The 26,060-nt window shown below is 71.8% G+C and carries 18 protein-coding genes and 3 pseudogenes; 2 read left to right on the plus strand and 19 right to left on the minus strand.

Annotated features, from left to right (window positions below; all coding sequences use genetic code 11):
* Positions 1-850 precede the first annotated feature (850 nt).
* Complete coding sequence (locus AOK23_RS44170) at positions 851-1,093, minus strand: DUF6411 family protein (RefSeq protein WP_079049185.1); 243 nt, start codon at positions 1,091-1,093, stop codon at positions 851-853.
* A 973-nt stretch (positions 1,094-2,066) separates the two neighbouring features.
* On the opposite strand from AOK23_RS44170, the gene AOK23_RS00185 reads away from it, so the two are divergent.
* Positions 2,067-3,167: an amidohydrolase family protein gene (locus tag AOK23_RS00185; protein ID WP_079049186.1), complete on the plus strand. Its 1,101-nt coding sequence runs from the start codon at positions 2,067-2,069 to the stop codon at positions 3,165-3,167.
* Positions 3,168-3,491: 324 nt separating this feature from the next.
* Here the strand turns inward: AOK23_RS00185 and AOK23_RS44175 are convergent.
* From AOK23_RS44175 to AOK23_RS00210, 7 genes and pseudogenes are all read right to left on the minus strand, one after another.
* Positions 3,492-3,737, minus strand: a pseudogene (locus AOK23_RS44175) (class I SAM-dependent methyltransferase); the annotation flags it as partial.
* Between the two features lie 60 nt (positions 3,738-3,797).
* Positions 3,798-5,117 carry a lanthionine synthetase C family protein gene (locus AOK23_RS00190; RefSeq protein ID WP_055710711.1) on the minus strand — a complete coding sequence of 440 codons (1,320 nt, stop codon included), beginning with the start codon at positions 5,115-5,117 and terminating at the stop codon, positions 3,798-3,800.
* On the minus strand, positions 5,114-8,287 hold the full coding sequence (locus AOK23_RS00195) for a lantibiotic dehydratase (RefSeq protein WP_055710738.1): 3,174 nt from the start codon (positions 8,285-8,287) through the stop codon (positions 5,114-5,116). The genes AOK23_RS00190 and AOK23_RS00195 overlap by 4 nt, the downstream gene beginning before the upstream one ends.
* An 88-nt stretch (positions 8,288-8,375) precedes the next feature.
* On the minus strand, positions 8,376-8,534 hold the full coding sequence (locus AOK23_RS47580) for a hypothetical protein (RefSeq protein WP_157877902.1): 159 nt from the start codon (positions 8,532-8,534) through the stop codon (positions 8,376-8,378).
* A gap of 521 nt (positions 8,535-9,055) precedes the next feature.
* Positions 9,056-11,176, minus strand: coding sequence for a SpoIIE family protein phosphatase (locus tag AOK23_RS00200; protein ID WP_055710712.1), 2,121 nt, complete (start codon positions 11,174-11,176; stop codon positions 9,056-9,058).
* Between the two features lie 304 nt (positions 11,177-11,480).
* Positions 11,481-12,554: an aminotransferase class III-fold pyridoxal phosphate-dependent enzyme gene (locus AOK23_RS00205; protein WP_240496186.1), complete on the minus strand. Its 1,074-nt coding sequence runs from the start codon at positions 12,552-12,554 to the stop codon at positions 11,481-11,483.
* Between the two features lie 109 nt (positions 12,555-12,663).
* A pseudogene (locus AOK23_RS00210) lies at positions 12,664-15,118 on the minus strand (amino acid adenylation domain-containing protein); the annotation flags it as partial.
* Between the two features lie 28 nt (positions 15,119-15,146).
* Between AOK23_RS00210 and AOK23_RS00220 the strand changes: the two are divergent.
* Positions 15,147-17,059: pseudogene (locus tag AOK23_RS00220) on the plus strand (non-ribosomal peptide synthetase); the annotation flags it as partial.
* A 220-nt stretch (positions 17,060-17,279) separates the two neighbouring features.
* Here AOK23_RS00220 and AOK23_RS00225 read toward each other — a convergent pair.
* From AOK23_RS00225 to AOK23_RS51785, 11 genes are all read right to left on the minus strand, one after another.
* On the minus strand, positions 17,280-18,047 hold the full coding sequence (locus AOK23_RS00225; RefSeq protein ID WP_055710715.1) for an enoyl-CoA hydratase/isomerase family protein: 768 nt from the start codon (positions 18,045-18,047) through the stop codon (positions 17,280-17,282).
* A gap of 8 nt (positions 18,048-18,055) precedes the next feature.
* Positions 18,056-19,168, minus strand: coding sequence for a 1,2-phenylacetyl-CoA epoxidase subunit PaaE (paaE, locus tag AOK23_RS00230; protein ID WP_055710716.1), 1,113 nt, complete (start codon positions 19,166-19,168; stop codon positions 18,056-18,058).
* Positions 19,168-19,683, minus strand: a complete 516-nt coding sequence (gene paaD / locus AOK23_RS00235; RefSeq protein WP_055710717.1) for a 1,2-phenylacetyl-CoA epoxidase subunit PaaD — start codon at positions 19,681-19,683, stop codon at positions 19,168-19,170. Before paaD ends, paaE begins: the two co-directional genes overlap by 1 nt.
* Positions 19,677-20,504, minus strand: a complete 828-nt coding sequence (gene paaC, locus AOK23_RS00240; protein WP_055710718.1) for a 1,2-phenylacetyl-CoA epoxidase subunit PaaC — start codon at positions 20,502-20,504, stop codon at positions 19,677-19,679. Before paaC ends, paaD begins: the two co-directional genes overlap by 7 nt.
* A 10-nt stretch (positions 20,505-20,514) precedes the next feature.
* Positions 20,515-20,808 carry a 1,2-phenylacetyl-CoA epoxidase subunit PaaB gene (paaB, locus tag AOK23_RS00245; RefSeq protein ID WP_055710719.1) on the minus strand — a complete coding sequence of 98 codons (294 nt, stop codon included), beginning with the start codon at positions 20,806-20,808 and terminating at the stop codon, positions 20,515-20,517.
* On the minus strand, positions 20,805-21,803 hold the full coding sequence (gene paaA / locus AOK23_RS00250) for a 1,2-phenylacetyl-CoA epoxidase subunit PaaA (protein WP_055710720.1): 999 nt from the start codon (positions 21,801-21,803) through the stop codon (positions 20,805-20,807). Before paaA ends, paaB begins: the two co-directional genes overlap by 4 nt.
* Before the next feature lie 82 nt (positions 21,804-21,885).
* Positions 21,886-22,707 carry an enoyl-CoA hydratase/isomerase family protein gene (locus AOK23_RS00255; protein WP_055710721.1) on the minus strand — a complete coding sequence of 274 codons (822 nt, stop codon included), beginning with the start codon at positions 22,705-22,707 and terminating at the stop codon, positions 21,886-21,888.
* Positions 22,704-23,558, minus strand: coding sequence for a 3-hydroxyacyl-CoA dehydrogenase family protein (locus AOK23_RS00260; protein WP_055710722.1), 855 nt, complete (start codon positions 23,556-23,558; stop codon positions 22,704-22,706). The genes AOK23_RS00255 and AOK23_RS00260 overlap by 4 nt, the downstream gene beginning before the upstream one ends.
* Entirely contained in the window at positions 23,555-24,307 is a 753-nt protein-coding gene (locus tag AOK23_RS00265; RefSeq protein WP_055710723.1) for an enoyl-CoA hydratase/isomerase family protein, read from the minus strand. Before AOK23_RS00265 ends, AOK23_RS00260 begins: the two co-directional genes overlap by 4 nt.
* A complete protein-coding gene (locus tag AOK23_RS00270; RefSeq protein ID WP_055710724.1) occupies positions 24,304-25,527 on the minus strand; it encodes a thiolase family protein in 1,224 nt (407 codons plus the stop codon). Before AOK23_RS00270 ends, AOK23_RS00265 begins: the two co-directional genes overlap by 4 nt.
* Positions 25,506-25,979, minus strand: a complete 474-nt coding sequence (locus AOK23_RS51785; protein WP_055710725.1) for a hypothetical protein — start codon at positions 25,977-25,979, stop codon at positions 25,506-25,508. The genes AOK23_RS00270 and AOK23_RS51785 overlap by 22 nt, the downstream gene beginning before the upstream one ends.
* Positions 25,980-26,060 lie beyond the last annotated feature (81 nt).

Below are 26,060 nucleotides of genomic sequence, written 5' to 3' on the forward strand. Positions count from 1 at the left end.
CTAGCGACATGAGATGTCTTGGTGGTCAGGCCGCCATGGGAGCGCCCGGGCCGTGGTGCTCGCGATCAGGCTGCGCCCCCGGCCCGTGACCAGGAGCGGTGTCAAGCAGAACCGGCGCCGTGCGTACGTGAAAGTGGGCTCCACCGCAGGGCCACGTGCCCGCTTCGAAGCCCTGCGCAGTGAGGCACACCGTGTCGGCCCGACCGTGTCCCGGGCCTGGCTCTCGCCTGCGCACCCGGAGCGGTATGCGTCCCTCTGATTGTTGTTGCTCCGGCCCCGCTCCTGTCCTTCGACGAGGTCCTGGCGGCGACCAGCAACCCCGGGATCCACACAGCAGTCGGAGGCGGAGTCGGCCAGTGCCACGCCGTTGTGCCGGGCGCCAAAGGCGCCAACACCTCGCCGACGAGTGGGGAATCAGGTGCCAGCGGCAGGCCAATACGGTGACGGCGTGCTTCCGCCCCGCCGATCCCCATCTCGGTCTCGATCTCGATCCCGATGTCGACCGGATTGACGGTGGCGGCAGTTGGCGGATGGCGCGCTTCTTCACGGCGATGACACATGCCTGGGGCCGCTCGTCCGAGCGGGCCCAGGCATGTGTCAGTCGGTCGCGGGGTGTTCTCCGGAGCCCCCGGTGCCCGGTGAGAACGGAGTGAGGGACGGAGTGGTGTTTCTTCGCGGCCCCATCTTGCGGTCGTATGGGTAGCTTTCCGGCACGTTCGGATGGGACTTCCGTCCGCGTCCAGCACGATGGGCTGCTCTCGTCGGCTGGTGCCGGCGGTGAGCCCGTTCAGCGGCTTCTTCGCCTCTTCGGCGCTTCTCGCGACTCTCCCGGTCGGTCACCCGCTGTCGGTCAGAAGGGCATTCGGCCGCGGGAGCGGCGACCGGCCGAACCGCTGCGGCTCACCGCGCGCGAGCTGGTGTGGAAGGGCTTGCTGAAGAGGCGGCCCAGCACGCCGGGCGCCTTGCCACCGGCCCGCGCCCCAGCGCCGAGCGTACGCTGAGTACCGCGTTCGGGATGGTGCGAGAGGCGAGGAACGAGAAAGGCCAGCACGGCCAGGACCACACACGCGGCGATGACGGCTGCGACTACCATGATCGGCTCCCTTCACTGGTTGACGGATACACGGGTGCCCTGCCCGCTCCTATCCATGTGAAGGAACGGACCAACCAGGCCAGAACCAGGCCCTTCAACCCGCACAGGCTGATCAGGTCTCTCAGTGGTGGGGCACCGCCCGCTCCGCATCACGGGCCGTTCGCTGATCATCATCGGGGCGTGGAACCGGCGGCGACGCTGTCGAGCCTGGCGGCGGGGATTGCGTCGGATGCGGCCGACGCGACACCTTGGCGGGGTCTCGGCGCAGTTCACTGCGGCCTTGGACGTGGAGCGCCTGGTGTCGGGCGCCGGAGAAGCGCCCAGGTGCGCGGCGCGCGGTGATGCGCTGTCCGCCGGATGAAGGCCGCTGGTGCTCTCGACCGGAACGTGCCAGCGGTACGACCGGGGCGGAATCTCGCAGCCCATGAAGGGGACTGCAGCGGGGGGAGACGTTCATGGGAGCGTAGTTCGAGGCGGGCCCCGCAGCCGCAGGCTGGGTAGCGGCATCTGACTGAGTGGGTCAGCGGCGCCCTTCGGATGCCGGGGGCTCTGTCCGGTCGCCGGGTCGAACACGTGGACCTTGGTCATGTGGACAAACGTGGCCGCAAACATTTACCCCACGACTCAGCGCAACATCCGGCGCGACAGATGCCGGTTCCCCACTCCTTCTGGGCACGGCGCCTGGCCAACCTCCCCGATTCCCCTGCCGAGTGTGGGAAGGGCCCAGCACGTCATGAACCGGAAACGGCTATCGAGTCGACGCCGGACGCTCACGGTGGCGTGGCGGAGAGCCCCGCTGAGGGAGGGGCAGGTCATCGCCGTTCCGGTGGGTGACGGCAGCTACGAGATCGTCACCCTCTGGACCGCGTCCGTCCGAGGTAACCGGCCTCGAAGAGGGCACGCCGTGCTGATCGCAGGCCCGTCGCCGGGCCATCGTGGTGCAGCAAGCCGGAGCTACGGATGGGATACGCGAATGCCTGAATCGAGCGAGGCCATGAGTCGGCGCAGCCTGCTGATCACCGGTGGTGCGGTGGCGACCACCGTCGCCGCGACGGGCGGGTCCAGTGCTCTGGCCAGGGAGGAAGCGGTGCCGCAGGGCTCGCAGAGTGGTGACAACGCCGGCCGGGCAAGGATTGACGTCCACCACCATTTCACCGCTCCGGCATGGGTCGACTGGGCCGAGCGTGAGGGCCTGGTGCGGCGGGAGGAACTGCCGTGGTGGGCGCGCTGGGATCTGGACTCCACTCTGGCGATGATGGACCGGGTGGGGATCGCAACCGCGGTCCTCAACCCGACCATGCAGGACCGGTACCGCTCCGCTGCGCAGGCCAGGGAAGGCCTCACTGTCGTCTTCGAGGCACTGGCTGCCCTGGTGGCCGCGCACCCGGGCCGTTTCGCGGTCCTCGGCCCTGCCGTCCTGGACCATCCCGACGTGACCACGTGGGCTCTCCAGCACGCTTTCGACAAGCTCGGTGCCGTTGGAGTCAGCGTGAAAGCCAACTACAACGGTATCTACCTCGGTGATCCCTCCTACGACCGCTTCCTCGCAGAACTCGACGAACGCGCCACAGTCCTTTTCACCCACCCTCTCGACCTCCCGGGCGGACCACCCGGCGTGCCCACCGTCCCCGGAATCCCGAACTTCATGTGCGATTTCCTGCTGGATTCCACGCGTGCCGCCGTGAACCTGATCCGTACCAGGACACTCGACCGTTACCCGCACCTGTCAGTCGTCCTGCCACACGCCGGTGGGTTCCTCCCTCAGATCGCCACCCGTATGAAGGCCTTCGGCAGCTTCTGCACCCCGCCCCTGGACGCTGCCCGTGTACAGGACTATCTGCACCGCTTCTACTACGACACGGCCGGCCCGCTGGCCCCCTCGGGCACTCTGGTGGCCACCGCCGGTGCCGACCGGATCCTCTTCGGCACCGACTGGCCGGCCGCCTCCGCCGACATCATCACCGGCTTCACGGTGCCGGCCATCGTGAACGACCCCGTCCTCACCAACCGCCAACGCCGCGGCATCAACCGCGACAACGCCCTCCGCCTCATGCACACGCTCAAGCGCGCCTAAAGGTTGTCCCGTATGGGGCATGCGTTAATCCAGTGAGGGCCAGGTTGTAGAGTCGGGCGATGCCGAGCATGGCTTGGTGAACGCCGTTGCCCTTGAGTCGGCAGTCGCGCAGGATCTTCCAGTTTTGATATCAGGGCACCGGCCTGCGAGATCGGCGTGCCGGCGGAGTCCCGGCCGGGCAGCAGCCGGTCGGCTCGGCAGTCGGGGCAGCAACCGCGGACGCCCGTCGCGCGGTCGTGGCAGGTCCGGCAGACCGGGTCGTCCGACCACTCGGCGGACTTCGAGGCCCGACGGCCGCAGTGTGCGCAGGCGCGGAAGTGGTTCCGCTCGTGACGTGCGGCCGAGTTCGAGGAGCAGCGGGTCCATGTCCACGGCGACGGTCTCCGCGTCCGGGAGCCGCTCGGCGAGCCGGGCGGCCATCGAGCCCGGACCGCGGCCGAGGTCGAGCAGGAGCGGTCGGGGCCGGCCGGTGGTGAGGTGTTCGACGACGTCGGCGATGACCGTGAACCGGTCCTCGCGGGCGACGGCGCGCTCGATCGGCACCTCGGCCGTCTCCATGCTCACGCCCATGGCCTCGCGTCGCCTCCTCCGGCAGTCGAACGGCCCGCTGACCCAGGTGGCGACAGGCTCCTAGGCCAGCAGCAGAGGCAGGTCCCAGTCCGTCGTCGTACGGCCGTCCGCGTAGGCGTCGAGGGCGAGAGCCGTGCCTGCGGCGCCTTCCAGGAACGCGGGGGTGTCGGCCGGCTGCGGAACGTCCGTGAGGGTGGCCTGGAAGCCGAACCGGGACTCGGGTTGGAACCGGGCGAGCGTACGGGCCGCCATGTCGTCGACGAGGTCGGCCAGACGCTTGTCGCCGATGGACTCGTTCAGGACGGCCAGCAGATGCATCAGGCCGCTCCACCCGTGGCACAGATTGGGGTTGTCGATGTTCCAGCTCTCCGGGTCCGTGGCCAGGAGCGGCAACAGGGAGCGGTGCGCCAGCCGCAGCCAGTCGGCACGGTCGAACGCCTGCCCGGCCAGCTGTATCGCGCGGGAGATCCCCGGGGCGCCGTAGCACCAGGAGGGGCGCCAGCGGGGCGGTGGCCCCTGCGGTTCGGCCGCCCAGCGGTCAAGGGTCAGGTGATTCGGCCAGACCGGCCCGCTGCCGTCCTCGCTCGCGAAGGCCCGGTTCTCCAGAAGGGCGACCAGTTGCTCGACGGCCGCGCGCTGCCCGTCCACGACCGCGCCCTGCTGCCAGGCCAAGGACAGCAGGGCCAGCGGGCCGGCCACACCGTGCGAGAGCCCGAGGTTGAGATGGCCCTCGGGCATCTCGGTCTCCTGCCCCAGTTTGGGGGCCGCCCACGTCCACCAGCGGGGCACCCGTCGGCCCCGGTGGGTGATCTCGCCCTGCGCCATACGAGTCAGATAGGTGAGGACGAGGCGCAGTTCCTCCTCGCACTCCTCCCGGCGGGCCAGCAGATAGCGGCCCACGCCGCTCATGCCGCGCACCAACTCGAACTCTCCGTTGGTCGTCGCCGGGGCGTCCCGGACCTCGGGGCGGGCACGGCGGACGAGACGGCGTTGATGGTCGTCGAGCCGTTCCAGAGCCGAGCGGTAGCCACCGGTCGCGCGGTGCGCGACGAGCACCGCGAAGGCGACGGCGCCCGGACCGCTGTAGACACCGCCCGGGGCATGGGCGGTGGCCGCCGTCGCCCGCATCGCCCGCACGAGGTAGGCGTGCGCTCGCGCCGCGTCCTCGGGACCGGGCCGCCCCCGCCCGGTGTAGGCCAACGACACCCCCGGGTAGCCGCTGGAGAGGGACAGGTCCGACCACAGGAGTTCGCGCACGATGGCAGGCGACGAGAGGCCGGGGTTGAGGGCGTCCGCCGCGGTGGCGTCCGGGTCGGCGAGCCGCTCGAAGACCTGTGCGGCGACGTCTCGTGCCTCGTCCGCGTGCCGGGGAGCGGTCATCCGGTCTGCTCCTCGTCCCGGGCGTGCGCCAAGCGGCCCTGATGGTCGCGGGCGACGCCGCGCAGCACGGCGTATCCGATGTCCTCCGCGGCCCTGTCGATGCCGAGCAGCCGGTTGTGCTGCATGTGCAGCAGCGACAGGACGGCCTCGGCGTGCCCACCGGTGCCGGGGGTCCCCTCCTCGTCGGAGAGGACCAGCGCACCGTACGTCCTGGTCTCGGGCGTGCCGGTCCACAGGTCGGCGAGGGGCGCGCCGAGCGCGGAGGCCGCGCTCTCGGCGGTGCGCCCGGGGACGATCAGCGACCTGGCCAGGTCCTGATGGCGCCGGTAGGCCGTATGGGCGGGCCCCTTGGGGATGACGCGGCTGATCCACCCCGACCAGTCCCAGTCGCCCAGCGACTCCAGCAGCAAGGCGTGGTTGACGGCCGCAAGCACCGGGTCGGGCAGGGTCAGCCGGCCTCGCGCCCGCATCGTGAGCTGGGCCAGCGCCGAACGGCTGTCCACGCAGAACATGCGCTCCGCGTGGGGAAGCTCGTCCGGTCCGCCGTAGCGGTCGGTCTCCGGCCGGTAGGTGTCCAGGACCACGGTCCTGATCACCCCTGCCTCCTGCCAGTCCCGGCTCACCGCGGCGAGCCGGGGCAGCACCGTCGTACGCAGGGCTTCGGCGGTGCCGTGCAGGCGCAGGCGGACATGGGAATCCGGATCGCGGTACCGGACGAAGTGCCAGCTGCGCACGTCGTCCCCGACCGCGCGGAGGAGCGTCGGCAGACAGGCGTGCAGGAACTCGTCGTGCGTGTCCTCCACCGCGTAGAACTTGGCGTACAGCCACTCCTCGCCCGGCAGATGCCGCACGCCGTGGTCGGTCGGCCGACGCTCCGGCACAGAGGTGTGCGCAGGGCGCGCGGCCTGATGCCGAGGGGCCCGGCGTACGCCGTCGCTGACGCCGCCGTCGTGCGGCTGGGGGGCCGCCGGTGCCGGCGCGGTGGTCCGGGTGAGGGGGATGACGACTTCGGCGCTGTGTCCGCCGGTCCAGCCCAGTGCGCGACCGTCGTCCGTCAGGTCCTCCATGATCGCCAGGGAGCCGCCCTGGCGGACCTCCTGGCGGAACACCTCCCGGTGCCAGCGATCCGTGAGGTCCACCCGGTAGGTACGGTCCCACCTGGCGAGGTTCACCTCGTCCGGCACGCCGTAGCGCACCCGCCACGCCTCGACCGCGTCGTCCCACCCGGACGTGCGGTCCCCGGCTCCCGCCCTGCTGTCCGCCGCCGCTCGCAGATGCCGGTCGGGCACCCAGCGCCGGGGGAAGATCGTGACGCGGCCGTAGGTCACGCGGGGGAGGTACGGCAGCGCCTCCAGCCCGCACCAGTTCCAGCCCGTCCATGTCCTGGCCCTGCCGAAGGCGAGGTCCACCAGCAGCCGGGCCACGGCCGGTGCCTCCCGGTCGAGGGCCACCATGTGCGGCACGATGGGAAGAACCTCACGTCCGTCGTCCGGCAGGACCAACCGCAGCCCCGAGGCGTCCGGTGTCACCAGCAGCTGACGCCAGTCCAGAGTGCCGGGCGCGCTCCGATCGGCGTGGACGCCCACCGGTATCCGGTACGGCAGCAGTCGCGGCACCTGCGCCATGTTGAGCGCGCGTTCCGTACGCGGCCGGAAGACCACCTGGGCCGGTACGGTCCCGGCATCACCCAACCCGGCGAGCAGCGACCGCAACTCGCCTTCCATCCCGGTGAGTTCGGCGAACCGGCCGAAGGTCGCGCCGGCCACCCACGAGCCCGGGTAGGCCGGGGAGACGAGCCGGAAGTCCCCGCGGTCGATGGCCTCGCCGCTCTCGGCCAGCAACTGGAAGCACAGTTCCAGCGACCGGGGCGGGGTGACGGCCGCGTCCGTCGTACGACCTGCGGCCAACTGCTCGACGAGGCCGGGGGTGAGCCGGACCTCGGCGTCACCGCTGTGCAGCGCCTCCTGCACCAGGTCATGCGTGAGCAGGCGACGCTCCTTGGGCAGCGCCTCCGCGTCGCGCCGTTCCGGGGAGGGGGCGTCGCCCCGTTCACCGTAACCGGGAGGGAAGCCGATGCCCCGATGCTGATCGACGAGGCGGCCGAGGGGCACCACGCCGGTGGTGCCGTACTCCTCCAGGAACCGGTCGCGGTAGGCGCGCATATGGGCGTGGGTCAGCCACTCCGCGGAGAGCTCCCACATGGCCGAGGCGTAGCGGGCGGCCTCCTCGGTCACGGCCCGCGAGAGCTGGACGTCGGCGTCCATGCGCAGATCGACATGGACGGGGGGCCGGGCGGCGGTGCGCTCGGGATCGGTCAGCCGCATGAGCCCGCGCCACGCCGCGTGGCCCTCGCCGGGCGGTGTGGCGGCGTAGTCGTCCAGTGCCGCGCGCAGGGACCGCAGTTCCTCGGCCGCCTCGGGGACGGGGGCCAGAGCGGCAGCGATGCGGTCGAACAGCGATTCGTCCAGGTCCTGCGGGGTGATGGACGTCAGCAGGAAGCCGTGCCGCACCATTTGGAACAGCGCGGCGTCCACCTGGTCCGGGCCGAACCGGGGGAAGGCCTCGACCGCCTGTTCCAGCAGCGCGGCGTAGGTCACGGGGAGCGTCGCCCGCTCGCGCACCCAGCTCACCAACGGTGTGTCGCGGACGGATGTCTCGCTGCCGTTCCCCGGGACGACGAGCCGGTCGCCCCGGGTGCGGCAGAGATCGCTGAGGACGACGTCGACGTCGCGCCGCACCTCGGGGAGCGCGAGCCACTCGGTGACGCGGCGCGTCAGCCAGGCGGCGTCCAGCCGCACGGCCTTCCGGCCGGGACCGGCCATGCGCACCTTCGTGGTGTCCGCCGCCCGCCCCGGTGTCACACCGGCGAAGAGGCCGAACGGCGTGGGCCTGGTCTCGGCTCTCAGCGCGTAGCGGGTCACGGCGAGTGCGGTACGGCGCAGGCTCTTGGCCCCAGGGTCCGCGCCCGCGTCGAGCCGGTCGAGGGAGTCGGCGAGGCTGCCGCTGGCGACGGCGAGCGCCTCGCGGAACAGGGGCCGGGCGGCGGCTTCCCGCACCTGCTCGGCCGAGTCCCCGAGGGGACGGCCGGTCCGTCTCGTGCGGGGTACCGCCGAGATGCGCAGGAACAGGCAGTCCTGTGGGGTGTAGTGCGTGTGGTGGCCGTCCCGCACGTGGTCCGCCTCCCCCTTCGGTTCCCGGCCCGGCACGACCCGCGTGGGGCGGGGGCTCGGCGCCGCCCCACACGAGTGCGTCGGGTGCTTACGCGCAACAGAGGTTGCAGGGCGACCCGAACGTGCTGGGTGAGGTGGCGCCACCCGCCGCGAACGCGGGGCCCTCGCCTTCGGTCTCCGAGATCTGGATGTCGAGATCCAGCTCGGTGAGGTCGGTGGTGTCTTCCAGCAGAAGGTTGGTGCTCATCAGACTCCTCCCGTTGTGAGGCTCGCCCACGTCGTTTGTCGTTGGCGAATGTGTGATTCTGTTTGAACCAGGCGAGAGCATATGTCTGATACATCGATAACTTCACGCGCCTTTACAGGGATTGGCCGAAAAGAGTGGCCCCCTCACCGGGAATCCCGGCACCGATGTGAGCAGTCAGTCTCACGCGCCGAGGGCTTCGTCCCCGAGGCGGCTCAGCGCCTCCATGGCCTCGCGTTCGGTGCGCGACAGGCCGTCAGGGCGGTGCCCGCCCGCACGAGGCGCTGCCCACCGTCCGCTTCGCCGGCCTGTGCGATCAGGACCGCGACCGCCGTCCACAGGCCGGCCGCCTCGGCGTACGGCGAGTGGCCGGTTCGCACGTGTACACCGTCGAACAGTCGGGCAGAGGGTGGTGGGCCACCGGGATGTCGCTGAGTCGCGGCAACATCGGGCTTCTGCGGTGTGGGCCTGGGAACGTCTCGGCGATCCCACCGGGGCTCTCGCTCTGTCACATGCCGATCTGCTCAGGAGCCGCTACTGGGCCGGAGCAGGAGCAGGGCGGCGTCGTCGGTGTGCCGGCCGAGGGGATGGATGTGGTGGACGAGGCTGTCGACGAGGTGATGAAGGGGAAGGTCGCTCGACTCACCCAGGTGACGGGCAAGTTCGGCGGTGGTCCGAGCGATGTCGGTGCCCGGGACTTCCACGAGGCCGTCGGTGTAGAGGGTGAGGATGGCCTCCTCGGCCAGAGGCACAGCGGCGATCGGGTATCCCGGGCGTCCCATGCCTATGCCGAGGGGCGGACCGGGGTCGATGTCGAGCGCATGGGCCCGGTGGTCGGGGTGTCGCAGGAGCGGGGGTGGGTGTCCGGCGCTGGCGAGGGTCGCCTGGTGGCGGGCGAGGTCGAGGTGGGCGTAAAGGCAGGTGACGAAACGGCCCGCATCGAGGTCGGCCAAGTCTCGGTCGGTGCGGGTGAGGACCTCGTCCGGTGCGGCGCCGGCGGTGGCGTGGGAGTGGACCGCCATGCGGACCTGGCCCATCAGGGCAGCGGCCGTCACGTCGTGCCCCTGGACGTCGCCGATGACTGCCGCAGCGGTGGTTTCGGTGAGACGGATGAGGTCGTAGAAGTCGCCGCCGATGTCCATGCCGTGACTGGCGGGCAGGTAACGGGCAGCGACGTCGAGCCCCGCCACCGAAGGCAGTGCGTGGGGCAGGAGGGTCCGCTGGAGAGCATGGGCGAGGCTGTGCTTGGCGTCGTACAGGCGGGCGCGGTCCAAGGCTTGGGCGATGAGCGCGGCCAGGGGTGTGAGGACGGAGCGTTCTGCGGCGGCGAAGGTGTGAGGGTGGTTGTAGGCGAGGACCAAGCAGCCGACGGGATGTCCAGAGGTGATCAGCGGCAGAAACGCCCATGCCTGTTTGTCGCTGATCTGCGGCGCCTTGGGGTATGCGCGGGCCAGCTCGGTGCGGTCTGCGAAGTAGGAGAAGGCGCCGCTGGCCAGAGCTTGGCCGGCAGGGGTGAGACCGGCGTCCGCGGGCAGGCCGTCGAGTTGCTCGATGGTCTCCGGGGTGTAGCCGCGGTATCCGATGATCTGCATACGGGCGGCTTCGACCGTGGACATGATCATTCCATGAGCGCCGAGTGCGGGCAGGATCTGGTCGGCAACCAGGTCGACGACGTCCTGGACGCCTACGGTCTCGGTCAGCGCGGCTGCCAGATAGACCAGCAGGTGGATGCGGCTTCCGGCTGGGACTCCGATGGAGGCAGGCTGCCTTTCTACGGATCTGAACGGGGAGGCGGCAGTGTCGCCAGGAGTGACGACCACGCTGACGCCGCTGACGTCCGCGTGGAAGCAGAAGTCGAGCCACTGGCTCGATGGGCGCAGGACGGTCAGGGTCACTGGTTCGCGGCTGGTCACAGCGGTGCGGTAGGCGTCCATGAAGGCGACGTTGTCCAGCCAGGACAGTGACTGCCAAGGCTGGGTACGCAGCAGTTCTTCGGCGGGCCTGCCCAGCAGTTCGGCCGCCGCGGCGTTGGTGAAGGTGATCCGGCCTTCAAGGTCGAGAGCAAGGGTGCCCAGGGGGAGGCGTTCGACCAGTTCGGCCGCTGCGAGCGGCGGCTGTACGTGCCTCCTGGCAGGGGCACGGGGAGGGACGAAACGGGGCCGGCCCGCCTCGACCGCAGGGCGGGCGGCCGCGTCCAGGACCCGGGCGATGCGCCGAGCGCCGAAGGCGATGTGCTCGCGCTCACGGAGAGTGAGACGGTTGGGACGCTTGGGAGGCCACATCAGCAGCAGCGCGCCCCGGCAGTCGTGGACGCCGCTGAGTGGGGCCACTGCGAACGCGAGCCGGTAAGGAATATTCGCTGCCACGCGCGGATAGGAGCGGGCCAGCTCCTCCTGCGAGCTCACCCACACCAGCCGCTTTTCCTTTACCGCATCCTGGGTCGGACCGTGGGAGGCGAGTGACACCCGCCACCAGGGCGCGAACGCCTCGACGGGCACACCGCACATCACGTCCAGGCTCAGCACCGTTCCCGTCGGATCCAGCGCATAGACGCCCCCGGCGATGGCACCCGTACGGTGTACGGCCGCCGTCAACGCCTCAGCCAGCGGATCGACCGATTCGGGCCGCTCGCCACACCCGTTCACTTCACCCAGCACCTCACGCCCATATCGGGGACGGTACGCCCGCTCGCCGATGACAGCACGCGGAACGGACCGCGCGGAGGGCCGCTGTCCGGTCGGAGGGGGCCAAGCCCATGGTGCTGCGGCAGATCGCCTCGCCGCTGCCCATCGTCTGGGTGGCCGCGGACGCGGCCGATGGCCAGGGGTCACGGCTGCGCCGCATGCCGGAGGAGACCGGCCTGGGGTATGTGCTCGCGATCCGCCAAGGCCCAGCAGGCGCCGGACCTCGGACGCATCGATCACCTCTTCTCCCCCAGGGAGCTGATCCTCAGGCGGCGCGCGACGGGCGTTCCGTGATCGCGGTGCCGAGGATGTCCAGGACCTCCTTCCAGTCGGTCAGGGGCATGGTCAGCGGGGGCAGGAGCTTGAGGACGTGGCCGTGGCCGGAGGTCTCCGCGATGACTCCCTCGCGGAACAGCGACATCTGTACACGGGCGGCATGGGCGGGGTCCTCGAAGCGCAGGCCGCTCATCGCTCCCTTGCCGACGACCTCCGCGGCCGAGGCGGGGAGGGCTGTGGTGACGGACTCGAGACCCGTGCGGATCGCCGCGGTCAGCTCGGCGGTGTGGGCGGTGAAGTGCGGGTCCGTCCAGAGGTCGAGGGCGGCGCAGGCACCGACGAGGGCGAGGTTGTTCCCGCGGAAGGTGCCGTTGTGCTCACCGGGCGCCCACCGGTCGTAGGTGCGGCGGATCAGCAGGGCCGCCATGGGCAGGCCCATGCCGCTCAGCGACTTCGAGAGGCACACCAGGTCCGGATCCAGGCCGGGGGCGTCCTCGAAGCTGAAGAAGGTGCCGATGCGGCCGCAGCCGGCCTGGATGTCGTCGACCACGACCAACGCGCCGACCGAGTCGGCCAGTTCACGGATCCGCCTCAGCCAGGAGTTCGGTGCGACGTGGAGGCCGCCCTCGCCCTGGACCGTCTCCAGCAGGATCGCGGCGGGCGCGGGGACCTCGGAGCCGGGGGCCAGCGCCTCCTCCAGCGCGGCCATCGCGTCCGGGGCGTCCCCGTAGGGCAGGATCGTCACGTCTCGCAGGGGCACCCCCGCCCCGCCGCGCAGCAGCGGGGAGGAGGTCGCTGCCAGCGCACCCAGGGACGCTCCGTGGAAGCCGCCCGTGAAGGCGATCACACGCGTGCGCCCGGTGACCTTGCGGGCCAGCTTGAGGGCCGCCTCGACCGCGAGCGTCCCCGCCGGGCCGGGGAACTGCACCACGTGGTCGCCGAACCCTCTCGGTTCCAGCACCACCTCGTGCTCCGCGAGGGCGACACGGCCCGCGTCGGTCACGGCCCGGGTGGCCGCCTCGTCGAAGCGCAGGTCGGGGTCCTCGGGGTCACCGGTGAGCACCGCGTGCGCGGTGCCCTGGTCGGCCGGGCCGAAGGACGGGGGTGCGTCCGTGACGTACTCGGGGCGGGTGAGGGCCTCGCGGGTGCCCGGCGTGAGCAGCGGCAGGAGCCGACAGGTCGAACTTGGCGGACGGCAGGCCCGCCGGGAGGTGCCGTACGGTCAGGCCGGGCAGTTCGAAGTGGGCCTCGGCGTTGTTGCGGAACGACAGCATCACCTGGAACAGCGGGTGCCGGGCCGGGGACCGGGTGGGGTTCACCGCCTCCACGAGCCGCTCGAACGGCAGCTCCTGGTGGTCGTAGGCGTCCAGGTCGGTACGGCGTACCCGGCCGAGGAGTTCGGTGAAGCTCGGGTCGCCCGAGGTGTCGGTCCGCAGGACCAGGGTGTTGAGGAAGAACCCGACCAGCCCGTCCAGGGCCTCGTCGCCGCGGCCGGCGACGGGGATGCCGATGGGCAGGTCGGTACCCGCGCCGAGCCGGGTGAGCAGCGTGGCGAGACCGGCCTGGAGCGCCATGAACACGGTGGCGCCCTGGGCCTTGGCGACCCCGGCGAGCCGCTGGTGCAGCTCCGGGCCGATCTCCAGGGGCACCGCGGCGCCCCGGCTCTCGGCGGACGCGGTGCGCGGCCGGTCCGTGGGCAGGTTCAGCTCCTCGGGGGCGCCCTCGAGCGCCTTCCGCCAGTAGTGGAGCTGCCTGCCGCCGCGGCTGCCGGGGTCGTCGGCGTCTCCGAGGACCTGGTTCTGCCACAGGGCGTAGTCGGCGTACTGGATCTCCAGGGGCGCCCACCGGGGTGCTTCGCCCGCGAGACGGGCGCGGTAGGCACCGGCCAGATCGGCGGTGAACGGGTGCAGGGATTCCGCGTCACCGGCGATGTGGTGGACGAGCAGCAGCAGTACGGCTTCGTCCGCCGCCTGCCGGAACACCCAGGCCCGTACGGGGATCTCGGTGGTGAGATCGAACGCGTACGCCGCCGCGGCCGCGAGCCGGGCGTCCAGTTCGTCAGGAGCGGTGCGGTGCTCGGTCACCGGCACCGTGACGCTGTCGGACGGGAGGACGACCTGGTACGCGCCGTCCTCGTCCTCGGCGAACACCGTGCGCAGGATCTCGTGCCGGGCGACGACGTCGGTCAGCGCGGCCGAGAGCGCGGCGGTGTCCAGCGGCCCGGTCAGCCGCAGGGCGTGCGGGATGTTGTAGGCGGCCGACGGCCCCTCGAAGCGGTGCAGGAACCACAGGCGTCGCTGCGCGTACGACAGGGGGACGCGCTCGCCGCGCGGGAGGGCCACGATCTCCGCGCGCCGAGCGGGCGCCGATCCCAGCCGGGCGGAGAGCTTCGCCACGGTGGTGGCCTCGAACAGCGCCGACAGGTCGATCTCGACCCCGAGCACGGCCCGGATCCGGTTGGCCAGCCGGGCCACCAGCAGGGAGTGCCCGCCCCGTTCGAAGAAGTCGTCGTCGATCGAGACAGCGGGCAGGCCCAGCACCGCGGCGAACAGGGAGCACAGGATCTCCTCCCACGCCGTCCTGGGCCCCCTGCCCACGGACGGGGCGGTGTCGGGCGCCGGCAGGGCCCTGCGGTCCACCTTGCCACTGGGCGTCAACGGCAGCTCCGCGAGCCGGACCAGCCGCGCCGGAACCATGTACTCGGGCAGCCGCCCGGCGAGCCGGGCCCGCAGCTCCTCGTCGTCGAGGTCCCCGGCGGGGACGACGTAGCCCACCAGCCGCTGCCCGTGCACGGCCGCGGCAGCCTGGGCGACCGCCGGATGGTCCGCCAGGGCCCCCTCGACCTCACCCAGCTCGATCCGGAAGCCCCGCATCTTCACCTGGTCGTCGGCGCGGCCGAGGAACTCCAGCTCCCCGTCCGGCGTCCAGCGCACGATGTCCCCGGTGCGGTACATCCGGGCTCCGGGCGGCCCGTAGGGGGCGGCGACGAAGCGCTCAGAGGTCCGAGCGGGCCGGGCGGCATAGCCGCGCCATCTGGACGCCCGCGAGATACAACTCGCCCGCCACACCCGGTGCCACCGCAGACAGCCACGCGTCCAGCACATAGGCGCGGGTGTGGGGGCCGGGGCCGCCGATCCGCACGGGTTCGCCGGGGACGACGGCCCAGGAGGTCGCGGTCACGGAGAACTCGGTCGGGCCGTAGGAGTTGACGAGCCGGGCGCCGCACTGTCGGTGGAAGCGGGCGGCCAGGGCGGCGGGCAGTGCCTCGCCGCCGCACATCACCAGGCGCAGCGACTCGGCGGGCCGGTACTCGTCCAGGAACGGGCCGAGCAGGGCCGGCACGAAGCACAGGACGGTGACACGCTCCTCGCGGACCAGCCGGGCGAGGTAGGCCGGGTCGCGGTGGCCGTCCGGGCGGGCGACGACGAGGGTCGCCCCGCGGGTGAGGGGCCAGAAGATCTCCCGCACCGACACGTCGAACCCGATCGGCGCCTTGTGCACGACCCGGTCCGCCGGGGTGAGGCGGTGGTCGGCCTGCATCCAGGCGAGGGTGTTGACGATCCCGGCCCGGGTGACGACGGTTCCCTTGGGCCGGCCGGTGGACCCGGAGGTGTACATGAGGTAAGCCGCGGTGTCGCCGTGGACGGCGACCTGGCTCCTGCGCCGCCCGCAGACTCCCGTGCACGACGTCGAACTCCTCGACGACGCCGAACAGACCCGCATCGCCGCCCTGGGCCGCTCTCCCCGCCCGCCGCACACCACCGCGACCACCATCCCCGACGCCTTCACCCGTATCGCGACGGCCGCCCCCGAGCGCGTCGCCGTCACCGACGGCACGACCCGCCTCACCTACCGTGAACTCGACGCTCACGCGGCGAAGTTGGCCCAGGGACTGCACGCCCGAGGCGTCACCCCCGGCGACCGGGTGGGCGTATGCCTGGACCGCACCGCCGAACTGGTCATCGCCCTCCTCGCCGTCCTGAAAGCGGGCGCGACCTACGTCCCGGTCGACCCCGCCTACCCGGCGGACCGCCTCGCCCACACGGCACAGGACGCGGGCATCGGGGTCGTGATCACCCGCCACCCGGAGTTCCCGACGGTCCCGGGCTGCACACCGACGTCCCCTGACGACCTGCTGGACGCGGCCGGACCCGCAGCCGCCCCCCACAGCACAACCGCCCCCACCGCCGGGCACACTCCGGACACCCCGGCGTACGTCATCTACACCTCCGGCTCCACCGGCCGGCCCAAGGGCGTCCTCGTCCCCCACCGCAACGTCATCGCCCTGATCGACGCCACCCGCGACGAGTACGGCCTCGGCCCCGAGGACGTGTGGACCTGGTTCCACTCCAGCGCCTTCGACTTCTCGGTGTGGGAGATCTGGGGCTGCCTGCTGACGGGGGGCCGCCTGGCCGTCGTGCCGTACTTCGTCTCCCGCGAACCCGACCGCTTCCGTGACCTGCTGACCACCGAGAAGGTCACGGTGCTCAGCCAGACGCCGTCGGCCTTCGCCCAGCTCCTGGACATCGACCACAGCGAGCTGAGCGTCCGCCTGGTCGTCTTCGGCGGCGAACCCCTCGACGCCCGCATGATGCTCCGCTGGTTCGACCGCCACCCCGAGTCGACAAGCCGGGTGGTGAACATGTTCGGCATCACGGAGACGACGGTGCACGTCACCGAGCAGACCCTCACCCGCACACTGGCCCTGGCCGCCACCCGCTCCGTCGGCCGTGCCCTGCCCGGCTGGCACCTGTACGTCAGGGACGAGGAGGGCCGGCTGCTGCCACCGGGCGTGGCGGGCGAGATCTGCGTCGGCGGGGCCGGCGTGGCGCTCGGCTACCTGGGTCAGGAGGAGCTGACGGCCCGGCGGTTCGTGCCGGACCCGTTCACCGGCGGCACCATGTACCGCAGCGGCGACCTGGGCCGCCTGCGCCCGGACGGGCGCCTCGAACACCTCGGACGGATCGACAGCCAGGTCAAGATCCGCGGCTTCCGCATCGAACTCGACGAGATCCGTGCCGTCCTGCTGGAGGACCCCGACGTCCGTACGGCCGCCGTCGTCGTCCACCGCGACGACCCGTCGGACGCGGCCACCGCCCGGATCGACGCGTACGTGGCGCTGTCCCCGGGCAGCGACCCCGCCACGGTCCGCGAACGGGCCGCGAACGGGCCGCGAACATCCTCCCCGAGTACATGCTCCCCGAGTACATGCTCCCCGCCACGGTCACCGCCCTCGACAAGCTCCCGCTGACACCCAACGGCAAGCTCGACGCGTCGAGACTCCCCCCACCGGAGGTACGGCGCGGGCCGGCGGGGCCCGCACAGCCGGACCAGCCCTCCACCGACGACGACCTCACCCGCACCTTGTGCGAGATCTGGGCCGAGGTGCTCGGCGTCCCCGTGGACCCCGACGACGACTTCTTCGAACTGGGCGGCAACTCCCTGTTCGCCGTCCGCATAGGCGCCGCCCTACGCGCCCGTGGCCTGCCCTCCCTCCGGCTGCGCGAGCTGTACCGCCACCCGACGGCCAGGGCCACGGCGGCGAACCTGAGCACACCGGCGGAGTGAGGGTACGTGTCAGCGGGGTGCGACCACCGGCATCACGGCCGGCACCCCGCCGCGCACTGTCCCGACTCCACTTCTGGTCCACAGGATCAGCTTCGTGCCGTTGGCCGTTACCGCTGGCGGTAACGCTGTCGAGGGCGTCGAGGCACTTGTCGCCGTAGACCGAAGTCGTCGCCGGACGACTCCCGCGGAAGCCGACACAGCCGACCGTTCCCAGGAGTACTCAGAGAAACGTCGCCCTGCCGGGGCCTTCCTCGACGAAGCTGCGCATCCCCCGCTCGCGGTCCTCTGTCGCGAACAGGCCCGCGAACCAGTTGCGCTCGATGGTGAGACCGGTGTCGAGGTCGGTCTCCAGGCCCTGGTCGACCGACTCCTTGGCGGCCCGCAGGGCGAGTGCGGGGCCCTTGGCCAACCGGGCGGCCCAGGCCCGCGCCTGCTCGTACACCTCGGCGGCCGGCACAACGAGGTCGACCAGGCCGATCCGAAGGGCCTCGTCAGCCTTGACCATCCGGCCGGTGAAGATGAGGTCCTTGGCCCTCGACGGGCCCACGAGCCGGGACAGGCGCTGGGTACCGCCCGCGCCGGGGATCAGGCCGAGCAGGATCTCCGGCTGGCCCAGCTTGGCGTGGTCGGCGGCGATCCGGTAATCAGCACAGAGGGCCAGCTCGCAGCCGCCACCGAGCGCGTAGCCGGTGACCGCGGCGACGACCGGCTTGGGGATGCGCGCGACGGCGGTGAACGCTTCCTGAAGCGGGCGCGAGCGCCTGACCATTCCGGCGTGGTCGAGGAGTTCCATCTCCTTGATGTCCGCGCCGGCCGCGAACACCTTCTCGCCGCCGTACAGGATCACCGCCCGGACGTCATCGCGTTCGGTCACCTCTGCGGCGAGCTCGCCGAGCCGGTCCTGGCTGGCGATGTCGAGGGCGTTCATCGGGGGACGGTCGAGGCGGATGGTCCCGACGCCTTCGGAGACCTCCAGATGCACGGACATGGGATTCCTCAACTGTCGAAGTCGACGGTCAGCGTCTCGGAGACGGGGAAGGTCTGGCAGGTCAGCACATAGCCGGCGTCGACCTCGTGGGCCTCCAGGGCGAAGTTGCGGCGCATGTCGGCCTCGCCTTCGGTGACCAGGGCACGGCAGGTGCCGCACACTCCGCCCTTGCAGGCGAAGGGCAGGTCGGGCCGCATCCTCTGGGCGCCGTCCAGCACCGTGGCCGCGCGCGGCAGCGGCGCGGTGGTGGTGCGGCCGTCGAGGGTGAGGGTGACCTGGCTGACCGGTCCCTCGGCGACGGCTTCCTCGTGCCGTGCCTCCCGCACCGGCGCGTCGTCCGCGAAGAACAGCTCCTGGTGGACGCGGTCGACGGGGACGCCGAGGCCGGTGAGGACCTTCTGGGCGTCGCGCACCATTCCGTGGGGTCCGCACAGCCACCAGTGGTCCGCGGTGGTGACGTCGACCAGCCCGCCGATGAGGGCGGAGAGGCGGTCGGCGTCCAGCCGGCCGGAGAGCACCTCGGCCTCGCGGGGCTCGCGGGAGAGGACGTGGGCGACCTGGAAGCGCACCGGGTGGAGGTCCTTCAGGTCGGCGAGTTCGTCGGCGAACATGACCGAGCCGGTGCGGCGATTGCCGTAGAACAGCGTGACCCGCGAGCGGTCGTCGGCGGCGAGGACCGACTCGGCGATGGAGAGCATGGGCGTGATGCCGGACCCCGCGGCGACGAGGACGTGGTGGCCGGGTGCGGTGAGGTCGGGGCTGAAGGCACCGGTCGGGGCCATCACCTCCAGGATGTCGCCGGGCCGTACGTCGTGGACCAGCCAGGAGGAGAACAGCCCGCCGGGTACTTCGCGCACCCCGATGCGCGGCCGTGCCCCCACGGAGGAACAGATCGAGTAGGAGCGCCGCTCGTCCCGCCCGTCGACTTCGCGGCGCAGGGTGAGCGACTGGCCCGGGGAGAAGGCGAACTCCTCCGCCAGGTCGTCCGGGATGTCGAAGCCGACCGCGACCGCGTCCTCGCACAGCCGCTGCACGGTGGCCACGCGCAGGTGATGGAAGGCGGGGCGGCGTCGCCGCACGGGTGTGGACACGGAGGTGCCGGGTGGCAACAGGTCCTCCATCAGATCTCCTTGACGTACTCGAAGGGTTCGCGGCAGGCGCGGCAGCGCCACAGCGCCTTGCAGGAGGTGGCGCCGAAGCGGGAGGTCTCCTCCGTGTCCGCCGAGCCGCACCGGGGGCACGGAACCGCGGGGCGTGTGGGGGACAGTGTCAGCGGCACCGGGCCGGGGGCCCGGCGCGGCGCCGGTCCGGGGGGCGCGATGCCGTGCTCGGCGAGGGTGCGGCGGCCGCTCGGTGTGATCCAGTCCGTGGTCCAGGGCGGGTGGAGCACCGTACGCACCCGGACATGCGCGTATCCGGCGGCTGTGAGGCGCGCGGCCACTTCGGCGCGCATCTCGGCCATGGCCGGGCAGCCGGAGTAGGTCGGGGTGAGACTGACGACGACCGTCCCGTCCGCATCGACCTCGACGTCCCGCAGCACGCCGAGGTCGGCCAGGGTGAGCATGGGCAGTTCGGGGTCCGGCACGCACTCGGCGATGTGCCGGGCATGGCGCACGTCCGGCAGCACGGTCACCATGTCGCCTCCGGGTGGGCCCGGGCCACGCTCTGCAGCTCGGCCAGCAGGGGGGCGAGGTGCTCGGTGTGATTCCCGGCGCGGCCGGAACCGGGCTGCGGCCGGCACACGGGCAGAGGCACTCCGGCCGTCTCCGTGACCTGCTTCAGCACCGCCTCGACCTCGTCCTGGACGTCGTACGCGGTGAACAGCTCGTCCAGGTACGGCGCGACCTGCTCCAGGGCGTCCCGCATCCGGTGATGCGACTCGGCGGTGCCGTCGCCGAGACGGACGACCCACTCGGCGGCGTACTGCCGGTGGTAGCTCAGCTCCTTGACGCCCTTGGCGGCGATCGCGGCGAGTACCGGATCGTCGGAGGCGGTGAGCCGCTCGAAGTGAGCGAGCCTCCAGGCGGAGAGCACCAGCAGGCGTGCGACGGAGAAAGCGAAGTCTCCATTGGGGAGTTCGGCGAGGCGTACGTTGCGGAAGTCGTCGGCGTCCCGGAAGTAGGCGTAGGCGTCCTCGTCGCGGCCGGTTCCGTCGACCTGGCCGGCGCGGGAGTACAGCAGGCGGGCCTGGCCGAGGAGGTCGAGGCCGATGTTGGCGAGCGCGACCTCCTCCTCCAGCTCGGGCGCGCGGGTCGTCCATTCAGCCAGCCTCTGCGCCAGGACGAGGGCGTCGTCGGCCAACGCCACGCAGACGGCGGTGAGTTCACCGGTGTCGATGCCGTCGGGTACCGCGCCGTCCACGCCGTGGAGGGGGTCCTCGAAGCCGGTGCCGTACGCCCAGCGGGTGTCGTCGTCGTGTCCCTCGGCGAGGGTCATGTAGAGGTGGTCGTCACTCATGCCCTGCTCCTCAGATGTGCGGGACGTCGTCGGGGATGTCGTAGAACGTCGGGTGGCGGTACACCTTGTCGGCGCTGGGCTCGAAGAAGGGGTCCTTCTCGTCGCGGGTGGAGGCGGCGATGTGCTCCGAGCGCACCACCCAGAGGGAGACGCCCTCGTTCCGGCGGGTGTAGAGGTCGCGGGCGTGGGTGAGGGCCATCCGGTCGTCGGCGGCGTGCAGCGAGCCCACGTGGACGTGGTTCAGGCCGCGCTTGCCGCGCACGAACACCTCGTACAGCGGCCAGTCCTTCTCCTCGGTGGTCATGCCACCGCTCCCTTCTGCGTAGGTGTACGGCGGGTACGGGCGGCCTGCTTAGCGGCGTGGGCGGTGGCCGCCTCACGCACCCAGGCGCCTTCCTCGTGGGCCGTCCTGCGGCGTTCCGTCCGCTGGTCGTTGCAGGGCCCGTCGCCGGTGATGACCCGCTTCAGCTCGGCCCAGTCGGGGGTGCCGAAGTCGTGGCGGCCGCGCTCCTCGTTCCACCTCAGGTCCGGGTCGGGGAGGGTCACGCCGAGCTTCTCGGCCTGCGGGACGGTCATGTCGACGAAGCGCTGCCGCAGTTCGTCGTTGGAGTGCCGCTTGATCTTCCACGCCATCGACTGCGCCGAGTTGGGCGAGGCGTCGTCGGGCGGCCCGAACATCATCAGCGACGGCCACCACCAGCGGTCCACCGCGTCCTGCACCATCGCGCGCTGCTCGTCCGTGCCCCGCATCATCGTCAGCAGCAGCTCATACCCCTGCCGCTGGTGGAACGACTCCTCCTTGCAGATCCGCACCATCGCCCGCGCGTACGGACCGTACGAACTGCGGCACAGCGGGACCTGGTTGCAGATGGCGGCGCCGTCCACGAACCAGCCGATCACCCCGACGTCGGCGAAGCTCAGGGTCGGATAGTTGAAGATCGACGAGTACTTCTGACGACCCTCGATCAGCCGGTTCGTCAGATCCGAACGGTCCGCACCCAGAGTCTCCGCCGCCGAGTACAGATACAGCCCATGGCCCGCCTCGTCCTGCACCTTCGCGAACAGGATCGCCTTGCGGCGCAGGGACGGCGCACGGGTGATCCACTCCCCCTCCGGCTGCATCCCGATGATCTCCGAGTGCGCGTGCTGCGCGATCTGCCGGACGAGCGTCCTGCGATAGCCCCCCGGCATCCAGTCACGCGGCTCGATCCGCTGGTCCCGCGCGATCGTCGCCTCGAAGTGCTCCCGCAGCTCCGGCTCCGCGCGGTCCGCCGACGCGTCGGCGTGTATCGCGGCCATCTGCCCCACCTTCCCTACCGACCGTTCGTTCGGTCGGCATCATGGCTGAGTTCTTTGTGTTTCGGCAAGTGCCGCAGTCGGGTCAGCGTCCGCTGAAGGACGGCTGTCGGCCTTCGAGGAAGGCCCGCACAGCAGCCTGGTGGTCCTCGGTGGCGCCCAGCCGCTCCTGAGCCGCCGCCTCGCGCTCCAGTACCTCGCGCAGGGACCCTCGGTCGGCTCGCAGCAGGGACTTGACCTCGGCGTACGCGGCCGTGGGACCGGCGGCGAGGCGCTTGGCCAGGGTCAGGCCCTCCGCTGCGGCGCCACCGTCCGGCACGACGCTGTGGACGAGGCCCCACTGCTGCGCCTGCTCGGCGTGGAAGCGGTCGCCGAGCAGCATCAGGGCGGCGGCCCGCGACGGTCCGACGGCCTGTGCCAGAGCACCGCTCAGACCGCTGTCGGCAGCCAGGCCGATCCCGGTGAACGCGGTCGAGAAGCGGGCACCGGCTCCCGCGACCCGCACGTCGGCACAGAGCGCGAGGCCCAGCCCCGCGCCGACACAGGCTCCCTCGACGGCGGCGACCACGGGCTGCGGCAGCGCGCACAGTTCCTCGACGAGCGGGTTGTACTCGTCCCGGACGATGGCGAAGGCGGAGGCGGGTGAGCTCTCCAGGGCTCGCGCGTGCTCCTTGAGGTCCTGGCCGACGCAGAAGTGCCGGCCCTCGGCGGTGAGGAGCACCGCCCGGACGAGGTCGCCGTCTTCGTGCACCCGGCGTACGGCGGCGATCAGTCCGGCGCGCAACGGCACGTCAAGGGCGTTTCCCGCGGAGGGCCTTCGGAGTTCGATGACGGCGACGCCGCCGTCCAGGGTGTAGCCGACGCCGTGCCGCGTCTCGTCGGCCGGAGGCCGGTTCGTAGCGCTCATTCCCACGTGTAGAACCCCTTTCCGGTCTTGCGGCCGAGCTCGCCGCGGGCGACCTTCTCCCGCAGCAGCCGGGGCGGGGCGAAGCGTTCGCCGAGTGTGGCGTGCAGGTGCTCGGCGATGGCGAGGCGCACGTCGAGTCCGACCAGGTCGGTCAGGCGCAACGGTCCCATGGGGTGCTTGTAGCCGAGCCGCATGGCGTCGTCGATCGCGTCCGGTTCCGCGACGCCCTCCTCGACCATGCGGATCGCCTCCAGGCCCAGGGCCAGGCCGAGGCGGCTGCTGGCGAAGCCGGGCGAGTCCTTGACGACGACGTCCTTCTTGTCGAGGCAGCGGGTCCAGCCGAGGGCCGCCTCGACGGTGTCCGCCCCGGTATCGGGTGCGACGACGATCTCGACCAGTTCGGAGGCGGGCACGGGATTGAAGAAGTGCATGCCCAGGAAGCGGTCGGGCCGGGTGAGGGCGGCGGCGAGATCGGTGACCGACAGGGAACTGGTGTTGCTGGCCAGTACCGTGGCGGGGCTCACCGCCTGCTCGGCGGCCGCGAGGAGCCGGGCCTTGAGCGCGGCGTCCTCGGGGACGGCCTCGACGACCAGGTCGGCGTCCGGGGGCAGGGCGTCGACGGACGGAACCGTCGTCACCCGGGCCAGCACCTCCTCCGCGGGCTCGGCGAGTGCGCCGCGTTCGGCTGCTCTCTTCAGCCCGGCGGCGACGCGGTCCAGTGCCGCGGCCGCGGCCTGCGCGCCGCTCTCCACGACGGTCACGGCCGAACCGGCCGTCGCGAAGGACTGGGCGATACCGGCGCCCATGCGGCCGCCGCCGATCACCCCGACGACTGTGGGGGCTGAGGTCATGCCCGACTCCTCTTCTCCAGGAAACGTGTCATGCGGTCCTTCTTGTCCTGTCCCTCAAACAGCACGGCCTGGGCCAGGTCGTCGGCGACCGGGTGGGCACCGGGTGAGTCGACGACGAGCTTCGTCAGCCGCAGGGCGGTGGCGGAGGAGCGTGCCATGCGGTCGAGCAGGGCGTGCGCCTCGTCCAGCAGCTTCTCCGCCGGTACGACGTCGATGACCAGCCCGGCCGCCAGTGCTGCGGCCGCGTCGAGGTTCCGCCCGGCGAGCAGCACCTGCTTGGCGATCGACTCGCCGACCAGCTCGGGCAGCCGCCAGCAGGCCCCGGCCGCGGCGAGGATGCCGAGCCCGGGCTCGGGGTTGCCGAAGACGGCGTCCGGTCCCGCGATACGCAGGTCGCAGGCGTACGACAGTTCGGCGCCCCCGCCCAGCGCCCAGCCGTCGACGGCGGCGAGCGTGGGCATGGGGAGTCTGCGCACCCGCTCGAACAGGCGGCTGTTGATGCCCTGGAGGGCTTCGTCGCGGCCGCGCCGCAGCAGCTCGGCGATGTCGGCGCCGCCCGCGAAGACCCCGCCGTGCCCGGTGAGCAGCAGCAACTTCGGATCGGCTTCCAGCAGATCGCACACCTCGTGCAGTTCGGCGATCATGCGGCCGCTGATGGCGTTGCGGGCCTCGGGCCGGTGCAGGGCGACGACGACCCGGTCCTCGCGTTCCTCGACGAGCAGCGTCTCGTAGGCGGTTGCGGTGCTCATACGCGCTCCACGAGCATGGCGACGCCCTGGCCGACCCCCACGCACAGCGTCGCCAGGCCCCGGCGGGCGTCCTCGCGCTCCAGCCTGCCCAGCAGCGTCAGCAGGATGCGGGCACCGGAGCAGCCGAGGGGATGGCCGAGCGCGATGGCGCCGCCGTCGGCGTTGACCCTCTCCTCGTCGAGCTTGAGACGGCGTATGACGGCCAGCGCCTGCGCGGCGAACGCCTCGTTCAACTCGACCGCGTCCACGTCCCCGGCCTGCCATCCGGCGCGGGCCAGGGCCTTCTGTGTGGCGGGCACCGGGCCGAGGCCCATGACCTGGGGCTGCACACCGGCCGAGGCGGAGGTGACGACCCGTGCCCGCGGGGTGAGCCCGTACCGCCGTACCGCTTCGGCGCTCGCGACCACCAGCGCGGCGGCGCCGTCCGACAGCGGTGAGGAGGAACCGGCGGTGACGATGCCGTCCTCGCGGAAGATGGTCCGCAGAGTGCCGAGCTTCTCCAGCGTCGTGCCGGGGCGCGGCCCCTCGTCGCGGGTGACCTCGCCGCCCTTCACCGGGACCGGCACGATCTCGCGGTCGAAGCGCCCCGCTTCCTGTGCCGCCACGGCACGCTGGTGACTGCGCAACGCGAACGCGTCGGACTCGGCGCGGGTGATGCCGTCCAGGGCCGCGACCTCCTCGGCCGTCTCCCCCATCGCGAGGGTCACCTTGACCGTCTCGGGACCGGCCCCGGCGGGCACGGCCCGGTCGGCGGCGGCGAAGCGCGGGTTGGTGAAGCGCCAGCCCAGTGAGGTGTCGTGCACCTCCCCCGGCTTGGCCCAGGGGGTGCCGGGCTTGGCCATCACCCAGGGGGCGCGGGTCATGGACTCCACCCCGCCCGCGACCACCAGGTCCGCCTCCCCGGAGCGGATCGCCTGGGCGGCGCTCGCGACCGCCGTCAGCCCTGAGGCGCAGAGCCGGTTGACCGTGTAGCCGGGGACGGTGTGCGGCAGCCCCGCCAGCAGCACGGCCATGCGCGCCACGTCGCGGTTGTCCTCACCCGCCTGGTTGGCGGCCCCCAGGACCACCTCGTCCACGGCCTCGGACGGGACACCCGCGCGGCGGACGGCCTCACCCACCACCAGGGCGGCCAGGTCGTCGGGACGCACGGAGGCCAGTACGCCGCCGTAGCGGCCCTGCGGGGTGCGCGCCCCGTCGATCAGGAAGACATCGTCAGACATGGGCGGACTCCTCGAAGGGAACGGGCCGGCGCGACTGCGGCGTCGCCGGTGACGAAGGCGGGGTCGGACAGGGTGGCGCCGGCCGCCGGACCGGCGGCACTGCCGTGGAAGTCGCCGAAGGCGGCGGACTGGTTGACGAAGACCCCCGTCTCGCGGTCGGCAGTCGCATCCAGCCGCGCCACCAGCGGCGTACGGCGGACCGCCTCCGGGTACTCCGGATGCTCGACCGGTGCCGACGCGCGCACCGTACGGGGGAGCTCGACGTGACCACCCAGGCTCTCCCGGAACGCGACCTTTCCGGCCTTGGCGGCGTCCTCGCCGTACGCCGACTTGCTGGGCGACGCGGGATACGGCGTCCTATGGCCCCGGGCGACGGTGGCGGCGACCGCCTGTTCCGGCAGAGCGCGGTGGCAGGTGAAGAAGTCCGGTCGATCAGGGAGGGGTTGGGGCATGCATTCCACCTCTTGACATGCAGCGGTGCGGCTGGATTACTAAGCCGAGCCGCACGCTAACCGAATGTTCGGTCGGGAGAC

It is taken from the genome of Streptomyces torulosus (genome assembly GCF_001419765.1).
Lineage (GTDB): Bacteria > Actinomycetota > Actinomycetes > Streptomycetales > Streptomycetaceae > Streptomyces > Streptomyces torulosus.

Excerpts from the sequence above, each read along its gene's own strand:
- AOK23_RS44170 (WP_079049185.1), bottom strand. The coding sequence starts at position 1,093 with ATGGTAGTCGCAGCCGTCATCGCCGCGTGTGTGGTCCTGGCCGTGCTG.
- AOK23_RS00185 (WP_079049186.1), top strand. The coding sequence starts at position 2,067 with ATGCCTGAATCGAGCGAGGCCATGAGTCGGCGCAGCCTGCTGATCACC.
- AOK23_RS00190 (WP_055710711.1), bottom strand. The coding sequence starts at position 5,117 with ATGACCGCTCCCCGGCACGCGGACGAGGCACGAGACGTCGCCGCACAG.
- AOK23_RS47580 (WP_157877902.1), bottom strand. The coding sequence starts at position 8,534 with ATGAGCACCAACCTTCTGCTGGAAGACACCACCGACCTCACCGAGCTG.
- AOK23_RS00225 (WP_055710715.1), bottom strand. The coding sequence starts at position 18,047 with ATGTCCGTGCATCTGGAGGTCTCCGAAGGCGTCGGGACCATCCGCCTC.
- paaE (WP_055710716.1), bottom strand. The coding sequence starts at position 19,168 with ATGGAGGACCTGTTGCCACCCGGCACCTCCGTGTCCACACCCGTGCGG.
- paaD (WP_055710717.1), bottom strand. The coding sequence starts at position 19,683 with ATGGTGACCGTGCTGCCGGACGTGCGCCATGCCCGGCACATCGCCGAG.
- paaC (WP_055710718.1), bottom strand. The coding sequence starts at position 20,504 with ATGAGTGACGACCACCTCTACATGACCCTCGCCGAGGGACACGACGAC.
- paaB (WP_055710719.1), bottom strand. The coding sequence starts at position 20,808 with ATGACCACCGAGGAGAAGGACTGGCCGCTGTACGAGGTGTTCGTGCGC.
- paaA (WP_055710720.1), bottom strand. The coding sequence starts at position 21,803 with ATGGCCGCGATACACGCCGACGCGTCGGCGGACCGCGCGGAGCCGGAG.
- AOK23_RS00255 (WP_055710721.1), bottom strand. The coding sequence starts at position 22,707 with ATGAGCGCTACGAACCGGCCTCCGGCCGACGAGACGCGGCACGGCGTC.
- AOK23_RS00260 (WP_055710722.1), bottom strand. The coding sequence starts at position 23,558 with ATGACCTCAGCCCCCACAGTCGTCGGGGTGATCGGCGGCGGCCGCATG.
- AOK23_RS00265 (WP_055710723.1), bottom strand. The coding sequence starts at position 24,307 with ATGAGCACCGCAACCGCCTACGAGACGCTGCTCGTCGAGGAACGCGAG.
- AOK23_RS00270 (WP_055710724.1), bottom strand. The coding sequence starts at position 25,527 with ATGTCTGACGATGTCTTCCTGATCGACGGGGCGCGCACCCCGCAGGGC.
- AOK23_RS51785 (WP_055710725.1), bottom strand. The coding sequence starts at position 25,979 with ATGCCCCAACCCCTCCCTGATCGACCGGACTTCTTCACCTGCCACCGC.